Source organism: Tabrizicola sp. (assembly GCF_016793705.1).
Classification (GTDB): domain Bacteria; phylum Pseudomonadota; class Alphaproteobacteria; order Rhodobacterales; family Rhodobacteraceae; genus Tabrizicola.
On sequence record NZ_JAEULO010000040.1, the window covers coordinates 22,227 to 40,408 of the forward strand.

15 protein-coding genes are annotated in these 18,182 nt (G+C 64.8%); 10 read left to right on the plus strand and 5 right to left on the minus strand.

Annotation, left to right across the window (positions count from 1 at the left end):
* Positions 1-42 precede the first annotated feature (42 nt).
* Entirely contained in the window at positions 43-981 is a 939-nt protein-coding gene (locus JNJ68_RS09885; RefSeq protein WP_294981977.1) for an ABC transporter substrate-binding protein, read from the minus strand.
* Positions 982-1,216: 235 nt separating this feature from the next.
* Between JNJ68_RS09885 and JNJ68_RS09890 the strand changes: the two genes are divergently transcribed.
* The 5 genes from JNJ68_RS09890 to JNJ68_RS09910 all read left to right on the plus strand — a co-directional run bounded on the left by JNJ68_RS09890 (position 1,217) and on the right by JNJ68_RS09910 (position 6,962).
* Positions 1,217-1,990, plus strand: coding sequence for a DeoR/GlpR family DNA-binding transcription regulator (locus JNJ68_RS09890; RefSeq protein WP_294981979.1), 774 nt, complete (start codon positions 1,217-1,219; stop codon positions 1,988-1,990).
* A gap of 280 nt (positions 1,991-2,270) precedes the next feature.
* Positions 2,271-3,362, plus strand: coding sequence for an efflux RND transporter periplasmic adaptor subunit (locus JNJ68_RS09895; RefSeq protein WP_294981981.1), 1,092 nt, complete (start codon positions 2,271-2,273; stop codon positions 3,360-3,362).
* Between the two features lie 9 nt (positions 3,363-3,371).
* The gene (locus JNJ68_RS09900; protein ID WP_294981983.1) at positions 3,372-6,452 is read left to right on the plus strand and encodes an efflux RND transporter permease subunit; all 3,081 of its coding nucleotides are present in this window, start codon (positions 3,372-3,374) and stop codon (positions 6,450-6,452) included.
* Between the two features lie 198 nt (positions 6,453-6,650).
* A complete protein-coding gene (locus JNJ68_RS09905) occupies positions 6,651-6,785 on the plus strand; it encodes a hypothetical protein (RefSeq protein WP_294981985.1) in 135 nt (44 codons plus the stop codon).
* 3 nt (positions 6,786-6,788) lie between these two features.
* The gene (locus JNJ68_RS09910) at positions 6,789-6,962 is read left to right on the plus strand and encodes a hypothetical protein (RefSeq protein WP_294981987.1); all 174 of its coding nucleotides are present in this window, start codon (positions 6,789-6,791) and stop codon (positions 6,960-6,962) included.
* 279 nt (positions 6,963-7,241) lie between these two features.
* Here the strand turns inward: JNJ68_RS09910 and JNJ68_RS09915 are convergent, their stop codons facing one another.
* Complete coding sequence (locus JNJ68_RS09915) at positions 7,242-8,009, minus strand: IclR family transcriptional regulator (RefSeq protein WP_294981988.1); 768 nt, start codon at positions 8,007-8,009, stop codon at positions 7,242-7,244.
* A gap of 124 nt (positions 8,010-8,133) precedes the next feature.
* Here JNJ68_RS09915 and JNJ68_RS09920 point away from each other — a divergent pair, with 124 nt between their 5' ends.
* Genes JNJ68_RS09920 through JNJ68_RS09940 form a run of 5 tightly spaced genes read left to right on the plus strand, consistent with a single transcriptional unit; the run spans position 8,134 to position 13,138 of the window.
* The gene (locus JNJ68_RS09920; protein WP_294981990.1) at positions 8,134-9,105 is read left to right on the plus strand and encodes an ABC transporter substrate-binding protein; all 972 of its coding nucleotides are present in this window, start codon (positions 8,134-8,136) and stop codon (positions 9,103-9,105) included.
* A 46-nt stretch (positions 9,106-9,151) separates the two neighbouring features.
* On the plus strand, positions 9,152-9,943 hold the full coding sequence (locus JNJ68_RS09925) for an ABC transporter ATP-binding protein (protein ID WP_294981991.1): 792 nt from the start codon (positions 9,152-9,154) through the stop codon (positions 9,941-9,943).
* Positions 9,940-10,725: an ABC transporter permease subunit gene (locus tag JNJ68_RS09930; RefSeq protein WP_294981993.1), complete on the plus strand. Its 786-nt coding sequence runs from the start codon at positions 9,940-9,942 to the stop codon at positions 10,723-10,725. Before JNJ68_RS09925 ends, JNJ68_RS09930 begins: the two co-directional genes overlap by 4 nt.
* Entirely contained in the window at positions 10,722-11,486 is a 765-nt protein-coding gene (locus tag JNJ68_RS09935; RefSeq protein WP_294981995.1) for an ABC transporter permease, read from the plus strand. The genes JNJ68_RS09930 and JNJ68_RS09935 overlap by 4 nt, the downstream gene beginning before the upstream one ends.
* Positions 11,487-11,488: 2 nt before the next feature.
* Positions 11,489-13,138: a sulfatase-like hydrolase/transferase gene (locus JNJ68_RS09940; protein WP_294981997.1), complete on the plus strand. Its 1,650-nt coding sequence runs from the start codon at positions 11,489-11,491 to the stop codon at positions 13,136-13,138.
* Between the two features lie 40 nt (positions 13,139-13,178).
* On the opposite strand, the gene JNJ68_RS09945 is transcribed toward JNJ68_RS09940, so the two are convergent.
* The 3 genes from JNJ68_RS09945 to JNJ68_RS09955 form a co-directional block, all read right to left on the minus strand.
* Entirely contained in the window at positions 13,179-14,285 is a 1,107-nt protein-coding gene (locus JNJ68_RS09945) for an aminomethyltransferase family protein (protein WP_294981999.1), read from the minus strand.
* Positions 14,282-16,447 (minus strand): FAD-dependent oxidoreductase, encoded by a 2,166-nt coding sequence (locus tag JNJ68_RS09950; RefSeq protein ID WP_294982000.1) that lies wholly within the window; start codon positions 16,445-16,447, stop codon positions 14,282-14,284. Before JNJ68_RS09950 ends, JNJ68_RS09945 begins: the two co-directional genes overlap by 4 nt.
* Positions 16,448-16,529: 82 nt before the next feature.
* Entirely contained in the window at positions 16,530-17,918 is a 1,389-nt protein-coding gene (locus JNJ68_RS09955; RefSeq protein ID WP_294982002.1) for an APC family permease, read from the minus strand.
* Positions 17,919-18,182 lie beyond the last annotated feature (264 nt).

The window sequence follows — 18,182 nt, forward strand, 5'->3', positions numbered from 1 at the left end:
GGCGGGCCGGTCACCCCCGGCCCGGGATTGTGGTGCGACCGACTACTTGGCGATCCAGGCGCTCCACCGTGGCTCGTTCGCGGCCATCCAGTCGGCCACCACGGCCTCGACGGTCTTGCCGTTCAGATCGACCTCGGTGATCATCGCGCCCATCTCGGCATTGTCGACGGTAAAGGCGCCGACCGCCTTGTAGGCACCCGGCCACTTGTCCTTCAGGCCCGACCAGCCGACCTTCCAGATCTCGCCGAAGGGCTTGCCGCAGTCATAGGCCATGTCGGGATTCGATCCCCAGGCCGGATCGGTGTAGCATTCGGGCGTGTAGGTCGGGAACTCGACCCATTCTCCTTCGTATTTCGCGGGCGCCCAGTGCGGCGCGTAGATCCACAGCAGCACCGGGGCCTGGCGCTGGTAGGCGCTTTCCAGCTCGGCGAAAAGCGCCGCGTCGGTTCCGGCATGGATCACCTCGAACGGCAGGTCGAGCGCCTCGATCCGCTCCTCGTCAAAGCCGCCCCAGGTGACCGGGCCGCCCAGGTAGCGTCCCTTCGGCGCCGTTTCGGCGGTGCTGAACGCCTCGGCGCAAGCCGGGTCTTTCAGCGCTTCCCAGTTGGGCAGCCCGGGGCATTTCTCCTTCATGTAAGAGGGATACCACCATTCCTCCTTGGCCTGCATGCCGGTGGGGCCCAGCACCTCGACATTGCCGGTGGCGGTTGCGGCGTCCATCGCCTCGCGGCCGGTGGTTTCCCAGATTTCCATGGCGACATGCAGGTCGCCAGTCTCCAACCCCGCGAACTGGGCGAGATAGTCGGCCTGCACATATTCGACATTGTAGCCTGCCTTCTTCAGCACTTCTCCCATGATCTGGGTGGTGATGAGCTGGCCGGTCCAGTCGTGCAGCGTCAGTTTGATCGGGTCGGTGGATTCCTGTGCCAAGGTCGCCGATGCGGCAAGCATGGCGGCCAGGCTGATCGGGACAAGTCGCATCGGTAACTCCCTCTTGTTGGACGATGCCGCGGACGCGGCCAGTGCAGTAGGCCGGGCGCTTTGGCGGCTATCCGTGCCGACGCGCCTTCTGTCATGTCTCAAGTTACGCGCGCCGCGGGGCTGGCTGTCAACGGAATTTCGGGGATTTTGTGGTTTTGATGCCCGTTTGTTTGTAATCTTTGCAAAAATCAGTCAACATTAGAAGGAATACCCACACAGGACGAATGGCCATCCGATGCTGACCCGACGCCACGGCGCGATTCTGAAACTGCTCGAGGCGCGCGGCGCGCTGACGGTGGGTGCGCTGGCGCAAGAGCTTGGCGTCTCGACCGAGACGGTTCGCCGCGAGATCCGTGCCCTGGTCGAGGCGGGGGCGGCTGTGCGGGTGCATGGCGCCGTGGGGCTGGCCGGCCAGATCGGCGAGGCGCCGTTCGAACGGCGCATGCGCGAGAACGCGGCGGCCAAGGGTGCTATCGCCCGCGCCCTGGCCGAACGGATCGGCGACGGCGATAGCTTGATGCTCGACACCGGCACCACCACCAGCTTCCTTGCCCGCGCCCTGCTCGACCGTCGGCGCCTGACAGTGGTGACCAATTCGCTGGATATCGCCCGCACTCTGGCCACGGTGAACGGCAACCGCATCTTCATGGCGGGGGGCGCATTGCGGAGCGATTCAGGCGCTGCCCTGGGGGCGACCGCGCTGGACTTCATTCAAGGCTTCACCGTGCAGCATGCGATCATCTCGGCCGGGGCGGTCGATGAAACCGGAGTGATGGATTTCGACCTGCAAGAGGCCGAGTTCGCCCGCGCCGTTCTGGCCTGCGGCGAAAGGCGCGTGGTGGTGACCGACGCCTCGAAGTTCGGGCGCCGCGGTTTTGTCCGCGTCACGGGTTTCGAGGGCCTTCACGATCTGATTTCAGACCAGCCCCCCCCACCCGGAATCGCCGCCTCCATCGCGGCAGCCGGGGTTTCCATCACCCTGGCCGCGGCGGCTGACGAGGGCCGATAGGGGACGATTGCGCAATGGGGTATGGGTGTTCATCGCTGGATGCGGTCGAAGCGCGTGATCCCTTGATCCCTGGTGAAGCCTCTTCGAGGACCGGCTTGTTCTGCCGCCGCCCGAATCAAAGACAGGGCACGGGCCAGGCCCCGGCGTCACAGTTTAATCCATGACCCGGCTTGAACTTGTCGTCGTCTGTCCCCACAAAGAGTCAGCGCCGGACTGTGACCGGGCGCTTTGCGCCGGCTTGCTGGCGATCCTCTGACAACTCTGACAAACAAGAGACACCATGCTCAAACGCCTGATCATCGCTGTCGTGCTGCTTGGACTGATTGCCGGCGGTATCGTCTGGTTCAAGTACTTCCGCGAGGGCATGATCGCGCAGTTCATGGCCGGGGCAGTGCCACCCCCGGTTCCGGTAACCGCGCTGACCGTGGAACCGGCCGACTGGGAACCCGGTTTTGAGGCGGTCGGCACGGCAATCTCGGCGCGGGGCGTGGATCTCGCGATCGAATCCAGTGGCCTGGTGCGCAGCATCGACTTTGCGCCGAACGCAACCGTGACCGAGGGCCAGATCCTTCTCCAGATCGACGACAAGGCCGAAAGGGCCGGGCTTGCCGCAGGCGAGGCCGCACTGGCCGTTGCCACGGCCGAGGCTGATCGGGCGCAAACGCTGACGGCGCGTGGCGTCGGCGCGACGAACACCCTGGAAAGCGCCGAGGCGCAGCTGGAAAGCGCCCGGGCGCAACTGGCGCAGTTGCAAACCACGCTGGAGGCGAAGCAATCCCGCGCGCCCTTCGGCGGCGTGGTCGGCATTCCCCGTGTCGAGGTGGGTCAGTATGTCGTGCCCGGTACGATCTACGCCACCCTCCAGGACCTCCAGAAGATGTATGTCGACTTCACCGTGCCCGAGCAGCAGTTGTCCTCTATCGCGCTGGACCGCGCGGTCGGCGTCACCACCGAAGTCGGCGCCTTCAGCGCCGAGGGCCGGATCATCGCGATCGAACCGCAGGTCGATCCCAATTCGCGCCTCGCCAGAGTGCGGGCCGAGGTCAGCAATCCCTCGGGGCAGGTTCTGCCGGGCCAGTTTCTGCGGGTGCGCGTCTCGCTGCCGGTGGAGCAGGGTGTGATCGCCGTGCCGCAGACCGCCATCGTGGGCAGCCTCTACGGCAGCTATGCCTATGTCCTGCAGAAGGGCGAGGGCGACGCGCTGACCGCCGACCAGGTCTTCGTGAAGACCGGACGGCGCAACGGCGCGCAGATCGAGGTGGTCTCGGGCCTGTCGGCCGGGGATCAGGTGGTGACCTCGGGGCAGAACCGACTGTCGAACGGCGCGGCGGTCGTGATCGACGGGTCCGTTGACCTGACGGTCGGCGAATAGGGGCGGCCGATGCATTTCTCGGAGATCTTCATCCGCCGACCCGTGCTGTCCACCGTCCTGGCGGCACTGATCCTGTTCGTTGGCCTGGCCTCGGTCCTGAACCTGCCGGTGCGGCAATACCCGGAGGTGTCGGAAAGCGTGATCACAATCACGACGGTCTACCCCGGCGCCGCCCCCGACCTGATCCAGGGTTTCGTCACCTCGCCCATCGCTGCTGCCGTCTCGACGACCGAGGATGTCGACTATGTCACCAGCCAGTCCCGGCAGTCGGCCTCGGTTGTCACCGTGCAGATGCGGCTGGGCGCCGATCCCGACACCGCCCTGACGGAAGTGATGTCCAAGGTGCAGCAGGTGCGCGGCCAGTTGCCGCAGGACACCGAGGACCCGGTGATCGTCAAGGGCACCGGCATGACTTTCGCGCTGATGTATTTCGCGGTGCAGAACCCGAACATGTCGCCCGAAGAGCTGAACGAATACCTCGAACGGGTGGTGCGGCCGCGGGTGACGAACATCCAGGGCGTCGCGCAGATGGAGATCCTGGGCGCGCAGAAGTTCGCGATGCGCGTCTGGCTCGACCCGCTCAAACTGTCCTCGCGCGGCGTGACCGCGCCCGAGGTGCTGGCGGCGATCCGGTCGTCGAACTTCCTGTCGGCGCCGGGCAAGACCGAAAACGAGTATTTCGCCTATTCCCTTACGCTGGACAGCACGATCCAGACGCCCGACTCCTTCGGTGCGCTGCCTTTGGTGCAGGGCCCGAACGGCGTGGTGCGGCTGCGCGACGTGGCGCGGATCGAGCTTGCCTCGGGTGCGACCGACGCCATCGTGACCTTCGCAGGCGAACCCGGCACCTTCATCGGCATCGTCCCCGCCCCGGGCGAGAACCAGCTTGACGTCGCCACCAACGTGAACGAGGCAATTCCCGCGCTGGCGACGACCCTGCCGCAGGGCATGACCATCGACCTGGTCTACGACTCGACCGAGACGATCTCGGCCTCGATCACCGAAGTTTTCAAGACCATCGCCGAGGCGGTGATCATCGTCATGGTGGTGATCCTGCTCTTCCTGGGCTCGTTCCGTTCCGTGGTCATGCCGATCGTCACCATTCCGCTCTCGCTGATCGGCGTCTGCGCGGTCATGCTGGCCTTCGGCTATTCGATCAATCTCCTGACGCTTCTGGCCATGGTGCTGGCCATCGGCCTGGTGGTCGACGACGCCATCGTCGTGGTGGAGAACATCCACCGCCACATCGACGATGGTATGCGCCCCGCCCAGGCGGCGATTACCGGCATGAAGGAGATCACCGGCCCGGTCGTCGCCATGACCATCACGCTCGCCGCCGTGCTGGCGCCGCTCGCCTTCACCGGCGGTCTGACCGGTGCGCTCTTCACCGAATTCGCCCTCACGCTGGCCGGGTCGGTCGTCATTTCCGGCCTGGTCGCCCTGACCATCACCCCCACCATGTCCGCCCGCATCCTGCACGCGGGCGAGCCGGGCCGCTTCCAGCGCATCGTCGACCGGACGCTGAACGGGCTGTCCAACTGGTACGAACGCCGGGTCTCCTCCTCGCTGGACTACAGGCCGGTGACGATGCTGATGGCAGCCGTCCTGGTCGGCGTCACGGGGTTCATGTTCCTGAACACCTCGTCGGAACTGGCGCCAGAAGAAGACAGCGGCGCGCTCTTCGCCATCATGAACGGGCCACGCTACGCCACGCTGGAATACACCGACGCCTTCACGCGCGAGATCGGGCGCCGCACCGCCGGCATCGAGGAGGTCGAAACCTCGTTCTCCGTCGCCGGGATGGGCGGGGCCGGGAATACCGGCTTCTACATCTGGGCGCTCAAGGACTGGGACCAGCGCGACCGCAGCCAGAGCGAGGTGCAGCAGGAAATCCAGGGAATCCTCGATGGGGCCCCCGGCCTGCAAAGCTTCGTCTTCGCACCGCCCTCGCTGCCCGGCGCCGGGGGCGGCCTGCCCATCGCCATGGTGATCCAGTCGATCCACGCGCCGGAACGGGTGGTCGAGATCGCCGAGGAAATCCGCGCCAAGGCGATGCAGTCCGGCATGTTCATCGTGGTGCAGAACAGCCTCTCGTTCGACGCTCCGCAGGTGCGCGTCACCATCGACCGCGACCGCGCCGCGCTGCTTGGCGTTTCGGTCAGCGACATCGGTTCGACGCTGGGCCTTCTGGTAGGCGGCGGCGCGGTGGCGCAGTTCGATCGTGACTCCAACAGCTACGACGTGATCACCCAGGTCCCGCGCGACTGGCGCGACAATCCCGAACGTCTGGGCGAGTTCTTCGTCCGGGCGCGCTCCGGTGCGATGATCCCGCTGTCCTCGGTCGTGTCGATCACGCCCACGGTCGCCGCCGCCTCGATCGAGCAGTTCAACCAGCTGAACTCAGCCTCGCTGACGGCCATGCCGATGATCGGCCTGTCCACCGGCGTGGCCCTGGCCGAGCTGGAGCGCATCGCGGCCGAAGTGCTGCCGGACGGGTTTTTCATCGACTATTCCGGCCAGTCGCGGCTGGAGAAGACCGAAGGCAACACGATCCTCCTCGCCTTCGGCGCGGCGCTGGTGGTGATCTATCTGGTGCTCGCCGCGCAGTTCGAAAGCTTCCGCGATCCGTTGATCATCCTGATGTCGGTGCCGTTGTCGATCTTCGGTGCGATGCTGCCGCTGTTCTTCGGGCTGAGTACGCTGAACATCTACACCCAGGTCGGGCTGATCACCCTGATCGGCCTGATTACCAAGCACGGCATCCTGATGGTCGAATTCGCCAACCAGCAGCGCGAGGCCAGGGGGGCGACGCGCCGGCAGGCCATCGTCGCGGCCGCCCGGACCCGTCTCAGGCCGATCCTGATGACGACTGCAGCCATGGCGCTGGCGGTGGTGCCGCTGATCATCGCCGAGGGTGCCGGCGCCGCGGCGCGGCAGGCCATGGGCGTGGTGATCTTCACCGGCCTTCTGATCGGGACCCTCTTCACCCTGTTCGTGGTGCCGATGTTCTACACGCTCATCGCGCGCAGCGACGTCGAGGAGAAAAAACATCTCGAAGCCGTGGCCCGCACCTTCGGCGAGGCGCAATAACCGGCTGCGCCCGACCGTTCATGTCGGCTCGAACAGCCCGTCCGGCGCCCCGCCTCCGGCTTTCCGCAGGTCTTCTTCTGATGATCATCCGCGGCCTCTCCTGACGACCCCCGCAACCTTCGGCGGGGTCCGTCAACCAACTTTGCGCGGTGCCGGGTCTTGACGGATCGACCGCTCTGACAGGCCCAGCCGATCACGGTGCCTGCCATTCTGGCGGCGGAGCTGGAGCCGCTGGCCGACCGTTTCCTGGACGGACTGTCAGTCGATCAGCGCCGGCAGGCGCATCAGGCGATGTCCTTCGCGCGGGGGACCGACTGGCTTTTGCTGGAGTAACCCTTGGCTGCGCTGGACATGGCCCATGCCCGCCGCCCGATGCACGAACGTGCCGACCTGAGTGACGGCGGGAAAAGCGTTGTCATGGTGCTGCACGAGGTCAACGATGCCGCCGCCTGGGCTGATCACGTCGTGGCGGGCCGCACCATCCAGATCGTCGCCGCGATGAATGTCTGACCGGCATTGATCCCTTGGGCCCGGAGTTTCCCCGCCGGGCCCAAGGGTAAGCCGGTTCATCGGCCCCATAGGCCTCGTCCGTGGTGAGGCGATCGGCAAAGGCCCCTCCGATCTTCTGCGCATGGGCCCCCAGATGCGTGCTTGCAGGCCCTTGGCGGCATCGGCAGGTGCAGGCGCTGCCCGCGCCCGACACCGGACACGCTGGGCCGCCGGATCAGGCCCAGAAATCGCTCTGACGCTGCGCGCCGCCGGCAGGACTTTGGCGAAAAGAGCTTTCCGCTATCCTGGTGTCACGCTGCCCAGCAGGCCCATGCGCCTCGACAATTCGCAGTTGGTTTTTGCCAGCAACTCGACGATCCGCGCCTGCGCAGGTTTGGTCATTCGCGATCTCGGCGCGGCGACGGCCAAGGCACCGATGGCCGTCGCGTCCGGCGCGCCGAACACGGGAACGGCGATACCGAGCACATCGTCGTCGTAGCATCTGTCCACGATGGCAAAACCCGCCTGCCGCACCTTCTGAAGCGTGTCCCTGATGCCGTCGGGATCGGTGACGGTGCGGCCCGTGTAGCGGGTCAGCGGGTTCGCAACGAGACGCTCCACCAGATCCGCCGCGGCAAAGGCCAGATAGGCAATCCCCGATGCAGTCGCATGCAGGGGCAGTGCCTCCAGCCTGCTCATGGCAACGTGGTTGGGCTTGCTGCTGTCGCAACTCGCGACCACGACCAGCGATTCCCCAGTGTAAAGCGAGAAGTGCGAGGTCTCGCCGGTCTCCTGGGTAAGCTGGCCAAGCAGGGGCTGGACGACAGAAAGCAGCGGCATGCTCTTTTCCCGCACGCGCGCCAGCCGCAGGACGGCCGGTCCGATCCGGTACAGCTTGGTCTGGGGGTCCTGCTCGACCAGTTCCGCCGCTCGCAATGTGCCAAGCAGGCGGTGGACGGTGGCCTTGTCATGGCCCGACAGCCGCGCCGCGTCGGACAGCCCGATCTCGGGGGCTGATTCTGTAAAAAGCTCCAGCAGCGAAAGTGCGCGTTGGACCGCTATGGTCATGCAATTCCTCACTTTCTTCACGAGTTAAGTATTTCACGCCGACCCGTTGACACAAGCAGGCTGACGCCACATAGTTATTGAACCATCGGTTCATGGTATAAACCATATAAGCAGGGAGAAGGAAATGGCTAAAATCATCCGTCGGGCCGTGCTGGGCGGGGTGGCTGTTGCCGCCCTGGTTGGCTCGTCCCTTGCAGCCTGGGCAGAAGACGCCAAGCTGACCGTGGCCTATTTCCTGGCGGATTCGATGCTTCCGGCGCTGTACGCGCAAGAGAAGGGCTATTTCACCGAGGCCGGACTGGACGCGGAATTCATCGCCGTGCAGGGCGGGCCGGCGGTGGTTTCTGCCGTTGCCGCAGGTGAGGCCGATGTCGGCTATGCCGCACCCGTGCCGCCGATCAATGGCCGACTGAACGGCGTGCCGGTCAAGATGTTCCTGCAACTGTCGCAGGAAGTGGCGCCGGACAAGACTTATACTTGGCTGGTCGCTTCGGGGGCCTCGGGGATCAAGGATCTGGCCGGGGTGAAGGGCAAGAAGATCGGCTTCAACGCCAATGGCGGGCTGTGCGAGCTGATGTGGCGCGACCATCTGGCAACGGTCGGCCTGACCATGGACGATGTGGAGACGGTCGTGCTGCCCTTCCCGGAACAGGAGGCGGCGCTGGAGCAGGGCAATCTGGATGCGACCTGCACCATCAACCCGTTCCATGCTTCGATGGGGGGCAATGCCAATCTGGGCGCGGTCGAAATCGCCACCGGCACGCTGGCCGATCTTTCCACACCGCTGATGAACGATGCGCTCTTTGCCTCGGAAGACTGGCTTGCCGCGAACGGCGAGACGGCGATCAAGCTCGCGCAGGTGATGGACAGGGCGCGCAAGGAGTTGCTTGCCGACCGTACCGCGCTGGAAGGCGCTGCGGTGCAATTCATGGAACTGACGCCGGAGGCGGCCAAGTCCTTCAGCCTGCCGATCGTCAATGAAAGCATGGTGATCACTGCGGCCGACGTGCAGCGCATTCTGGATGCCATGGTCAAGACCGGCATGCACCCCGGCCCGCTGGACGGTGCCGAATTCGTCTCGGAACTCAAATATTGAAACGGCAGGGCGGGCTGTCGGCCCGCCAGCTTTTCCGGGGGACCCGATGACAGGCATTCTCACCGCAAGTGACGTTGGCAAGAGCTATGGCAGCGGTGACACGCGCATGGCCATCATCGACGGGCTGAACCTGTCGATCGCCAAGGGCGAATTCGTCTCGCTGGTTGGCCCCTCCGGCTGCGGCAAGACCACCTTGCTGATGTGCCTGTCGGGCCTGCTATCGCCCAACCTGGGCAAGGTGGGCTTCAAGGGGCAGGTCGTGACCGCCCCGCCCATCGGACTTTCGGTGGTGTTTCAGGACTACTCCCGCTCGCTTCTGCCGTGGAAGACCAACCTCGACAACGTGTTGTTCGGCATGCGCCGGGTCACGGGTATGGACGCGGCGCAGAAGAAGGCGCGCGCGCTGGAAATCCTGGAAGCCGTCGGACTGCCGGGATTTGCCGGGCATTACCCCTGGCAGGTGTCTGGCGGGATGCAGCAGAGGGTGGCGATAGCCCGCGGCATCGCCTCGCAATCCGAGCTTCTGCTGCTGGACGAGCCGCTTGCCGCCGTCGACGCCCAGACCCGCGCCGACATGCAGGATCTGCTTCTCGATCTCGCGAAGCGTTTCGACCAGACCTGTGTGCTGGTGACCCATGATGTCGAGGAAGCGGTCTACATGGCCGACCGTGTTCTGGTGCTTGGCCCCCGTCCGACCCGCGTGGTGCGTGAGATCGTCGTCGACCTGCCAAAGCCGCGCGATCAGATTTCCACCCGTGAAGCCCCGGCCTTCCTGCATGCGCGCCACGAAGTGATGGAGCTGATCCGGTCGATGCGGCAGGGCAAAGCACTGTCATGATCCCTGGAATCGCGGTTCTGGCCGAAAAGTTCCGGGTTCCGATCTGCATCGCGCTGGTTCTGGGTGTCTGGCAGATCGTGTTCGTGCTGGGGGTGGTGAACGAGAAATACTTCCCCTCGATCCCGACCATCGCTGTCGCGTTCGGACAGATGCTGACCGATGGCTCCGTGATCGCCGCCTGGGCTACCACTTTCCTGCGCGCCCTGATCGGGCTGATCGGCGCGGCGCTTCTGGGCGTGGCGCTGGCAATCGTGTCGGACCTTTCGCCGATCCTGTCGCGCGGCATCCGCTATGTCTCGGACGTGCTTCAACCCATTCCGCCGGCGGCTTTCGTGCCCATGGCGGTATTCATGCTCGGTCTGGGCTCCAAGCTTTACGCCTTCGTCATCATCCTCGTCACGGTTTGGCCGCCCTATCTGAACGGCGTGGCCGCGCTCGCAGGCGTGGGGCCGGTGCAGCTGAACACCGGGCGGATGTTCGGGCTGACGAACTGGGGTCTCCTGTGGCGGGTGAAGCTGCCCGCCGCGTTGCCCGAGATATTCACCGGCATCCGCTATGCCGCGACCATCAGCCTGATCGCGGTCATCGTGTCGGAGATGCTGGCGGGCCGTGATGGCATCGGCTTCATGATCTTCAAGAAGGCCTTTGCAATGCGCACCCCCGAGGTCTTCGGCCTGATGTTCCTCGTTGCCATCAACGGCGTCTTGCTGAACGGGCTGGTCAACCTTCTGCGCCGTGGCCTGACCGGCTGGCACATGCGGATGATGGAGCGTTCGGAATGACGCGCCAGACCCGCATCGCCCTTTGGGGCCTTCTGGTACCGCTTGCCATTCTGGCTCTCTGGCAAGTCGCGGCCATGCTGCAAAGGACACCGCTCTTCCCCGGCCCGGGCAAGGTGGCGCTGGCGATCTGGGCGAATTACCCGGTGATCCTGCGCGAACTGGGGATCACCTTGCTGCGCGCCGTCGTAGGCTTCGGGCTTGCCGCCGTGACCATGATTCCGCTTGGCATCTTCCTCGGTCGGGTCCGCGTCATTGGCCGGGTGCTGGAGCCGCTGATGGACATGCTGGCCACCCTGCCGCCCCCCGCCATCATCCCGCTGGTCATGCTCTTTGCCGGGACGGGCGACGGGGCCAAGGTGGTGATCATCGCCTATGCCGCCGCCGTGCCCCTGCTGATGAACACCTACGAGGCGTCGCACTCGATCCATCCCATGCTGTCGCGGGTGGCAAGATCGCTGCACCTCAGCCGGTTCGAGACGATGCGGCTGATCGACCTGCCCTCGTCGCTGCCGATGATCGCCACTGGCGCCCGGCTGGCCATCGCCTCCAGCCTGCTGGTCAGCGTGACCTCGGAAATGCTCTTGGCCACCAATGGTATCGGCACCTTCCTGCAACGCAGCCAGGAAACCTTCAAGATCGACGCCGGTCTGGCGGGCATCGCCTTCATCTCGCTGGCGGGAATCATTGTGAATGCGGGGGTGTTCCGCTTGGAGAAGAACTGGCTTTTCTGGCACTATCGCGACCAGCGGCCGGCAGAGTGACCATGGCCCGTAACGTGCTTTTCATCATGTGCGACCAGCTGCGCGTCGACTACCTGTCGTGCTACGGCCACCCGCATCTGCACACGCCGAACATCGACGCGCTGGCCGCGCGCGGTGTGCGCTTCACTCAGGCCTTCGTGCAATCCACCATTTGTGGCCCGTCGCGGATGTGCACCTATACCGGCCGCTACATGCGCAGCCATGGCAGCACCCAGAACGGTGTGCCGCTGAAGCTTGGCGAGCTGACGCTGGGCGATCACCTGAAGCAGCTTGATGTGCGCACCGTTCTGGTCGGCAAGACCCACATGGTCGCCGATCATGAGGGGATGGCACGACTGGGCATCGCGCCGGAGAGCGTGATCGGCGTTCACGTTTCGGAATGTGGCTTCGAACCCTACGAACGCGACGACGGTCTGCACCCCGACGGCCCATATTCGCCCGATCCGGCCTATGACCGCTATCTGCGCGACAAGGGTTATCAGGCGGCGAATCCTTGGGAGCATCTGGCCAATTCCGGGCAGGCAGCGGATGGCACCATCCTGAACGGCTGGCTCTACTCGCACGCCGACAAGCCCGCCCGCGTGGCCGAGGAGGATTCAGAGACCCCCTACATGACCCGCCGCGCCATGGATTTCATGCGCGAGGCCAAGGCCAGCGGCCAGCGCTGGTGCCTGCATCTGTCCTACATCAAGCCGCACTGGCCCTATATCGTGCCCGCCCCCTATCACGAGATGTATGGCCCTCAGCATGTCCTGCCCGCCAACCGGACCGAAGAGGAGCGGGTGAACGCACATCCGATCCTGAAGGCCTTTCAAGAAGAGCGTTATTCCACCGTCTTCAACCGCGAAGGTGCGCGGGAGACCGTGATTCCGGCCTATATGGGCCTGATCAAGCAGATCGACGACCAACTGGACCTTCTGTTCCGCTTCATGGACGAGCAGGGGCTGACCGAGGAAACCGTGGTCGTCTTCACCTCGGACCATGGCGACTACCTGGGCGATCACTGGCTGGGCGAGAAATATCTCTTCCACGCGCCCTCGGTGCAGGTGCCGCTGATCATCGCCGATCCGTCCCCCGCCGCCAATGCCACGCGCGGCACGACCTGCGAGGCGCTGGTCGAAATGATCGACCTTGCGCCGACCTTCGTCGAAGCCTTTGGCGGGGCGGCCCTGCCGCATATCCTCGAAGGCCGCTCGCTGATGCCACTCTTGCGGGGCGAACGGCCGGAGTGGCGCAAGGTCGCGATCAGCGAGTATGACTATGCCTTTGACCTGGCCCGGATAAAATTCGCCGTCCCCATTCCAGAGGCCCGGCTTTACATGGTCTATGACGGGCGCTTCAAATACATCCACGCCGATGGTTTTGCCCCGATGCTCTACGACCTGGCGACCGACCCGCAGGAGCTTCATGATCTCGGCACCGATCCCGCCCATGCCGGAATCCGGGCGCATCTCTACGAGGCGCTGGCGAAATGGAGCCGCTCCACGCGCAGCCAGACCACGGTTTCGGATGCGGAGATCACCCGGAACGACGCGCGTGCGCAGGCCTATGACCTGAACATCGAAGCGGGCGTCCTCATCGGCTATTGGGACGAGGACGATCTTGCCGCCGAGCAGGCCAAGCGCGCGGCCTTTGTTGCCGCAGGCGGCTGACTGCGCAGGACAGGTCCCCGGCTGTCCGGCGCTCAGCCCCTCAGCTTCTCGCCCGCTTCCGTTCGGGATCGTGGACCGGCAGGTCGACCAGAACGCCCGGCGAACCTGCTGCGAAAACCTTCGCTCCCGTCGTCGCCCGGATCGGGTCGATGCGCGCCATGGCGAGCATTTGACCGCCGAGCAGGGGTGAGGGGACTGCCATGCTGATCTTTCCCACGGCCTCGCCATCGGCCAGGACTTCGGCCCCGTCGAGGCCCTCGGTTCCTTCGGGAAAGGCAATGGCTGCCACTGTGACGCGCGGTGTGGCCTTGGAGGCGGCAAGCGCCACCTTGCCCTGGAAGTCCGGTTTCGACAGATCGACGGCCCAGCCCATCCGGCATTCCCAGGGGGTGGAGTTTTCGTCGTAGTCGAGCCCGCCCATGATCAGCCCGGCCTCGATCCGCGCCATCATCAGGCCCACGCCACCCACCGGGCGCAGGCCGTGGGCGACCCCTGCAACCGTCAGGGCCTGCCACAGCTTCGGCACCTCCGCCACGGGCAAAAGCAGCTCATACCCCAGCTCTCCGGTGAACCCCAGGCGACTGATCTGCATCGGTATCCCGGCAATCTCGACGCCCGTGCGAAAGCTGTAGTAGGGCAGGCTTTCGTTCGAGAGGTCGGCCTTTGTCAGCCCCTGCAACAGGGCGCGCGAGTTCGGGCCCTGCACGGCGATCTGCCCAAATTCGGCGCGGCATTCCCGAACGTGAACGCCCGGCCCGGCATGATGCGACAACTCCGCGCCCAGGCGCGGGTTTGCCCCCATCACCATGACCCGCTCCGGGCCGTGAAGGAACACGGTGCAGTCGTCGATCATGTGACCGTCCGGACCTACCACCACGCCATAGGCAACCCGCCCCGGCTTCATCGCCGTCACATCGCGCGAGAACAGCCGGTTCACACAGTCCGCGGCGCCCGGCCCGGTGACATCGTATTTCAACAGCATCGAGAACTCGATCACCGCCACGCGGTTGCGAATGGCGTCGTATTCCGCCGCGGGATCGCCCCATGTGACCGGGATGGCAAAGCCGAAGACGTCCATCCAGTCTGCCACCCCTTCGGCATAAAGGGGCGCCAGCGGCGTTGGCATCAGCCCTTCTGGATAACTCATTTCGCAGCCCTCCCACCCAAGGCCGCCGACAAGGTGGGGGCGCCCAGCCGGTAATCCTCTTCCGTCGCGCCGATAAGACGGCGCTCGCGGATGAAGGGCTGGTGCGTGTCGGGATCGTCGCTGTCGAACTCGCGCGCCAGCCGCGCGCCCGAGAAGGTCGCCTGCGCGATCATCCCCGGCGTATGCGCGTCGCCGATCAGGTGGATCGAGGCGATGCCCGCCTCTTTCAACCGCTCTGGCTGGGCCTGAAGCTGGTCGTAGATCGCGCATTCGGACTTGCGATAGGTGACCATCAGCACCGAGTCACAGGGGGTTTCGGTTTCCTCGGCGGTCCATTTGTGAACCGAAGTCACCTTGCCACCCTCGACCGACAGCGCGAACTGCATGGGCAGAAGCTTCACGCCAAGCTCCATCAGCGTCATGTGGACGCGCTGTTCCTCCAAAGTGTAGCGCAAATAGGGGCCGACGCTTTCGTTGTGGGTCAAATAGACCACCTCATGCCCCTTCTGGGCCAGGTCGATCGCCACGGCAGAGCCCATGTAGTAGGCGTCATGGTCGACGACGACTACCCGCTTGCCCACCGGCTTTCCCCCCGCCATGTATTGATCCGGCGTGACGATCTCGGGCCTCGAGGCATCTGCCCCGGCAATGTAATCGTGGATCGGCGCACTCATGCCGGTCGTGTCCCAGCTGGAACCGGTGGCGAAGATGACATGCCGCGCGCCGTAGTTCAGGATGTCGTCCAGGCTGAGCGTGTTGTTCAGTTCCATCCCCACATTGGTGTGCAGTTTCAGCTGCGTCAGCCGCCAGTCAGCAACCCGCTTCCAGGCGCCGAAGCCCGGCAGTTTCGTCACCCAGTTCAGATGGCCGCCGACGACCGGCTGGGCGTCGATCAGCTGCACGGTTTCATAGCCGCGCTTGCCGAGCACCATGGCACATTCCAGACCGGCGGGACCGGCGCCCACCACCATGATCGCGGGTTCGGGGTTGCGCGTCGGCGTGAATTTCTCCGGGTGCCAGCCGCGGCGGTATTCCTCGCCCGCGGTCGTATTCTGCGTGCACCAAATCGGCGGGCCACCCTTCTCCCAGCGGCTGACGCAGACGTTGCAGCCGATGCATTCGCGGATGTCCTCATACCTGCCATCCCGGATCTTGTTCGGCAGGAACGGGTCGGCGATTGAGGGCCGCGCCATGCCGATGATGTCGCACTGGCCGGAATTGATCGCCTTGACCATCACGTCGGGATCGGTGAAGCGGCCGACATTGATGACGGGCTTTTTCGACACCCGCTTGGCGTGGCGCGTATAGGGGGCTTCGTGATTGCTCTCGAAGAATCGCGACGATCCGGCATCCTCACCCCAGTTCAGGGTGCCGATGTTGATGTCCCAGTAATCCACCAGATCATCCAGCAGGGCGATGAACTTCACCCCATCCTCCTCGGCCCGCACGCCCTGGTCGCCATAGCCGAATGGCATGTCCAGCGTGTCGATCGGGAAGCGGATGCCGATGGCGCAATCCTTGATCTCATCGCGCAGCATCTGCATCAGCTCGACCGTAAAGCGCGCGCGGTTCTCGAAGCAGCCACCGTATGCGTCGGCGCGCTTGTTGTTCCAGGGATAGAGGAAATAGTTCGGAACGGTCGCCAGTCCGCAGAAGACCGTCAACAGGTCGAACCCTGCCTCGCGCGCCCGGTGCGCCGCATCGACATGGTCGCGCTGCATCTTGCGGATGTCCTTCAGCGACATCTCGCGGGCGCTCGACATGCCCTCCATCTCGTTCGGGACTTGCGAGGGCGCGCGGTTCGGCATCCGGGTTTCGGCGTTGAAGCAGAAGCTGGAGCCATGGGTCAGTTCCACCCCGGCAAGCCCGCCGTGCTTGTGGATTTCATCCGTCATCATCCGCAGGTTCCGGATGTCGCCCTGGTCGATCAGCTTGCTGCCGACCCAGGGCATCGAGTCACTGTCGGGGGCGACCATGCAGACCTCGGTGAAGGCCGCCGCAAAGCCGCCCTCGGCCTTCATGCCGCGGTGCATGGCCTGAAAGCCGGGCCGGTCCGACCCCGCACCATTGCAATGCGGCACTTGCCAGAACCGGTTGCGCAGGGTCTTGGGGCCGATCCGGATGGGTTCGAACAGCACGTCATGTCTGGGATCACGAGCCATGTGATTGCCTTTTGAGTTGAGGAATGTCGGAGGAGAGGGCGGGGTGGGCCAGCGTCGGCACCACCCCCGGAAGCGTGCCATCTCAGTCGCGGTTGGCGCCCATCCGGGCAAAGCGCGCGGGACTGGCCGTCTCGAGCCGCGCCGCGACCAGCCAGCCCGCGAGACCAAAGACCGGAACCAGACCTGGCAGGATCCAAGACAGTGGCGGCACGGTGCCGGTCGAGGGGCCGAAGCCGATCAGGGTATAGATCGCCATCGCTGCCATCAGCAGGCCCGAGACGACCGGGGCCAGCACCACCTTCCAGCCGGGCTCTTCGCCCCGATGGCGGCGGAAGAAGGCCAGCACCGCGAAGGAGGTGATCGCCATCATGGTCAGCACGCCCAGAACCGAGACCTGGGCGACCCAGGTGAACAGGTTCAGCACCGGATCCAGCCCCATCGCGGCAAAGAAGATCACGACCACGATCGCCATTGCCGTCTGCACGACCGAGCCGACATGCGGGCTTTGATGGCTGTCGTGGGTCACCCCCATGAAGCCAGGCAGCAGCCCCTCTCGGCCCGTGACATAGAAATACCGGGCGATGAAGTTGTGCATGGCCTGGGCCGAAGCGAAGATTGATGTGACCAGCAGGACGCCGAGGATCATCGCCACCGTGCCCCCGGCATATTGCTCGGCCAGTCCGAAAAGATAGAGCGTCGGGTCAGGCAGTGCGGCAATGGCGGGCACCAGTGCGTCGACCCCGGTACCCACAACCATGGTCCAGGTGGTGAAAGTGTAGAACAGCCCGATCAGGATGATGGCAAGGAATGTCGCCCTTGGCACGGTGCGGTCGGCATCGCGCACCTCCTCGGTGTAGATCGCCGTCGCCTCGATGCCGATGAAGGAGCCGAAGGTGAACAGGATCGCGGCCACCGTGCCGCCGGGCACGAAGATCAGCGCGGGATCGAGGATGTTGTAGGACAGATCGCCCGCTCCACCCCTTGCGAGGATCGAGACGGCCACGATCAGGCCGATCACCACCTCCAGGGATACCAGGACCATCAGCACCCTGGCGGACAACTCGGCTTCCTTGTAGCCCAGGATGCCGATCAGTGCCGTGGCGATCAGGCTCCATCCCCACCACGGCAGGTTCAGGCCGAACTGGCCGAAGACGCCCGAGGCGACGCCGCCCAGAAGGCCCAAGAGTCCGAACATCATGGCGTTGTAGGCGAGAACCGCGATCAGCGCGACAGTGCCACCGGCCCTCCCTCCCAGAGCGCGGGCGCTGTAGGCATAGAAGGCGCCCGCGTTGCGGACCCGCCTGGCAAGCGCGACGAAACCCACCGCCCAGATCGCCATGATGATCGCCATCAGGACGAAGGTGCCGGGAATTCCCGCTCCATTGCCCAGCAACATGGCGATCGGGATGGCCCCGGCAATGCCGGTCAGCGGCGCCGCCGCCGAAATCACCATGAACACCAGCAGGCTCAATCCGATGGAGTTCTTCTTTAGGGTGTGAACCCTGTCGTGACCGCTTTGGTCCATGTTGCTGTCATCCCTGTTCGCATGTCGTTGGTGTCTTGTCGCCTTCGATGGCTTCCGTGGCTGTCCGGCAAAGCTTCTCCCGGCGACGAACCAAGAGGTTCGCCGGGGCAGCCTTGGGTGCCACGGTCAGTTGGGTAGAGGTCGGGGTCGGCTGATGGGCCGACATCGTTCAGGCAGTCTTGCGGCGCGCAGGCCATAAGTCAAGTATTT

Coding starts and splice junctions, on each gene's coding strand:
- JNJ68_RS09885 (WP_294981977.1), bottom strand. CDS start 981: ATGCGACTTGTCCCGATCAGCCTGGCCGCCATGCTTGCCGCATCGGCG.
- JNJ68_RS09890 (WP_294981979.1), top strand. CDS start 1,217: ATGCTGACCCGACGCCACGGCGCGATTCTGAAACTGCTCGAGGCGCGC.
- JNJ68_RS09895 (WP_294981981.1), top strand. CDS start 2,271: ATGCTCAAACGCCTGATCATCGCTGTCGTGCTGCTTGGACTGATTGCC.
- JNJ68_RS09900 (WP_294981983.1), top strand. CDS start 3,372: ATGCATTTCTCGGAGATCTTCATCCGCCGACCCGTGCTGTCCACCGTC.
- JNJ68_RS09915 (WP_294981988.1), bottom strand. CDS start 8,009: ATGACCATAGCGGTCCAACGCGCACTTTCGCTGCTGGAGCTTTTTACA.
- JNJ68_RS09920 (WP_294981990.1), top strand. CDS start 8,134: ATGGCTAAAATCATCCGTCGGGCCGTGCTGGGCGGGGTGGCTGTTGCC.
- JNJ68_RS09925 (WP_294981991.1), top strand. CDS start 9,152: ATGACAGGCATTCTCACCGCAAGTGACGTTGGCAAGAGCTATGGCAGC.
- JNJ68_RS09930 (WP_294981993.1), top strand. CDS start 9,940: ATGATCCCTGGAATCGCGGTTCTGGCCGAAAAGTTCCGGGTTCCGATC.
- JNJ68_RS09935 (WP_294981995.1), top strand. CDS start 10,722: ATGACGCGCCAGACCCGCATCGCCCTTTGGGGCCTTCTGGTACCGCTT.
- JNJ68_RS09940 (WP_294981997.1), top strand. CDS start 11,489: ATGGCCCGTAACGTGCTTTTCATCATGTGCGACCAGCTGCGCGTCGAC.
- JNJ68_RS09945 (WP_294981999.1), bottom strand. CDS start 14,285: ATGAGTTATCCAGAAGGGCTGATGCCAACGCCGCTGGCGCCCCTTTAT.
- JNJ68_RS09950 (WP_294982000.1), bottom strand. CDS start 16,447: ATGGCTCGTGATCCCAGACATGACGTGCTGTTCGAACCCATCCGGATC.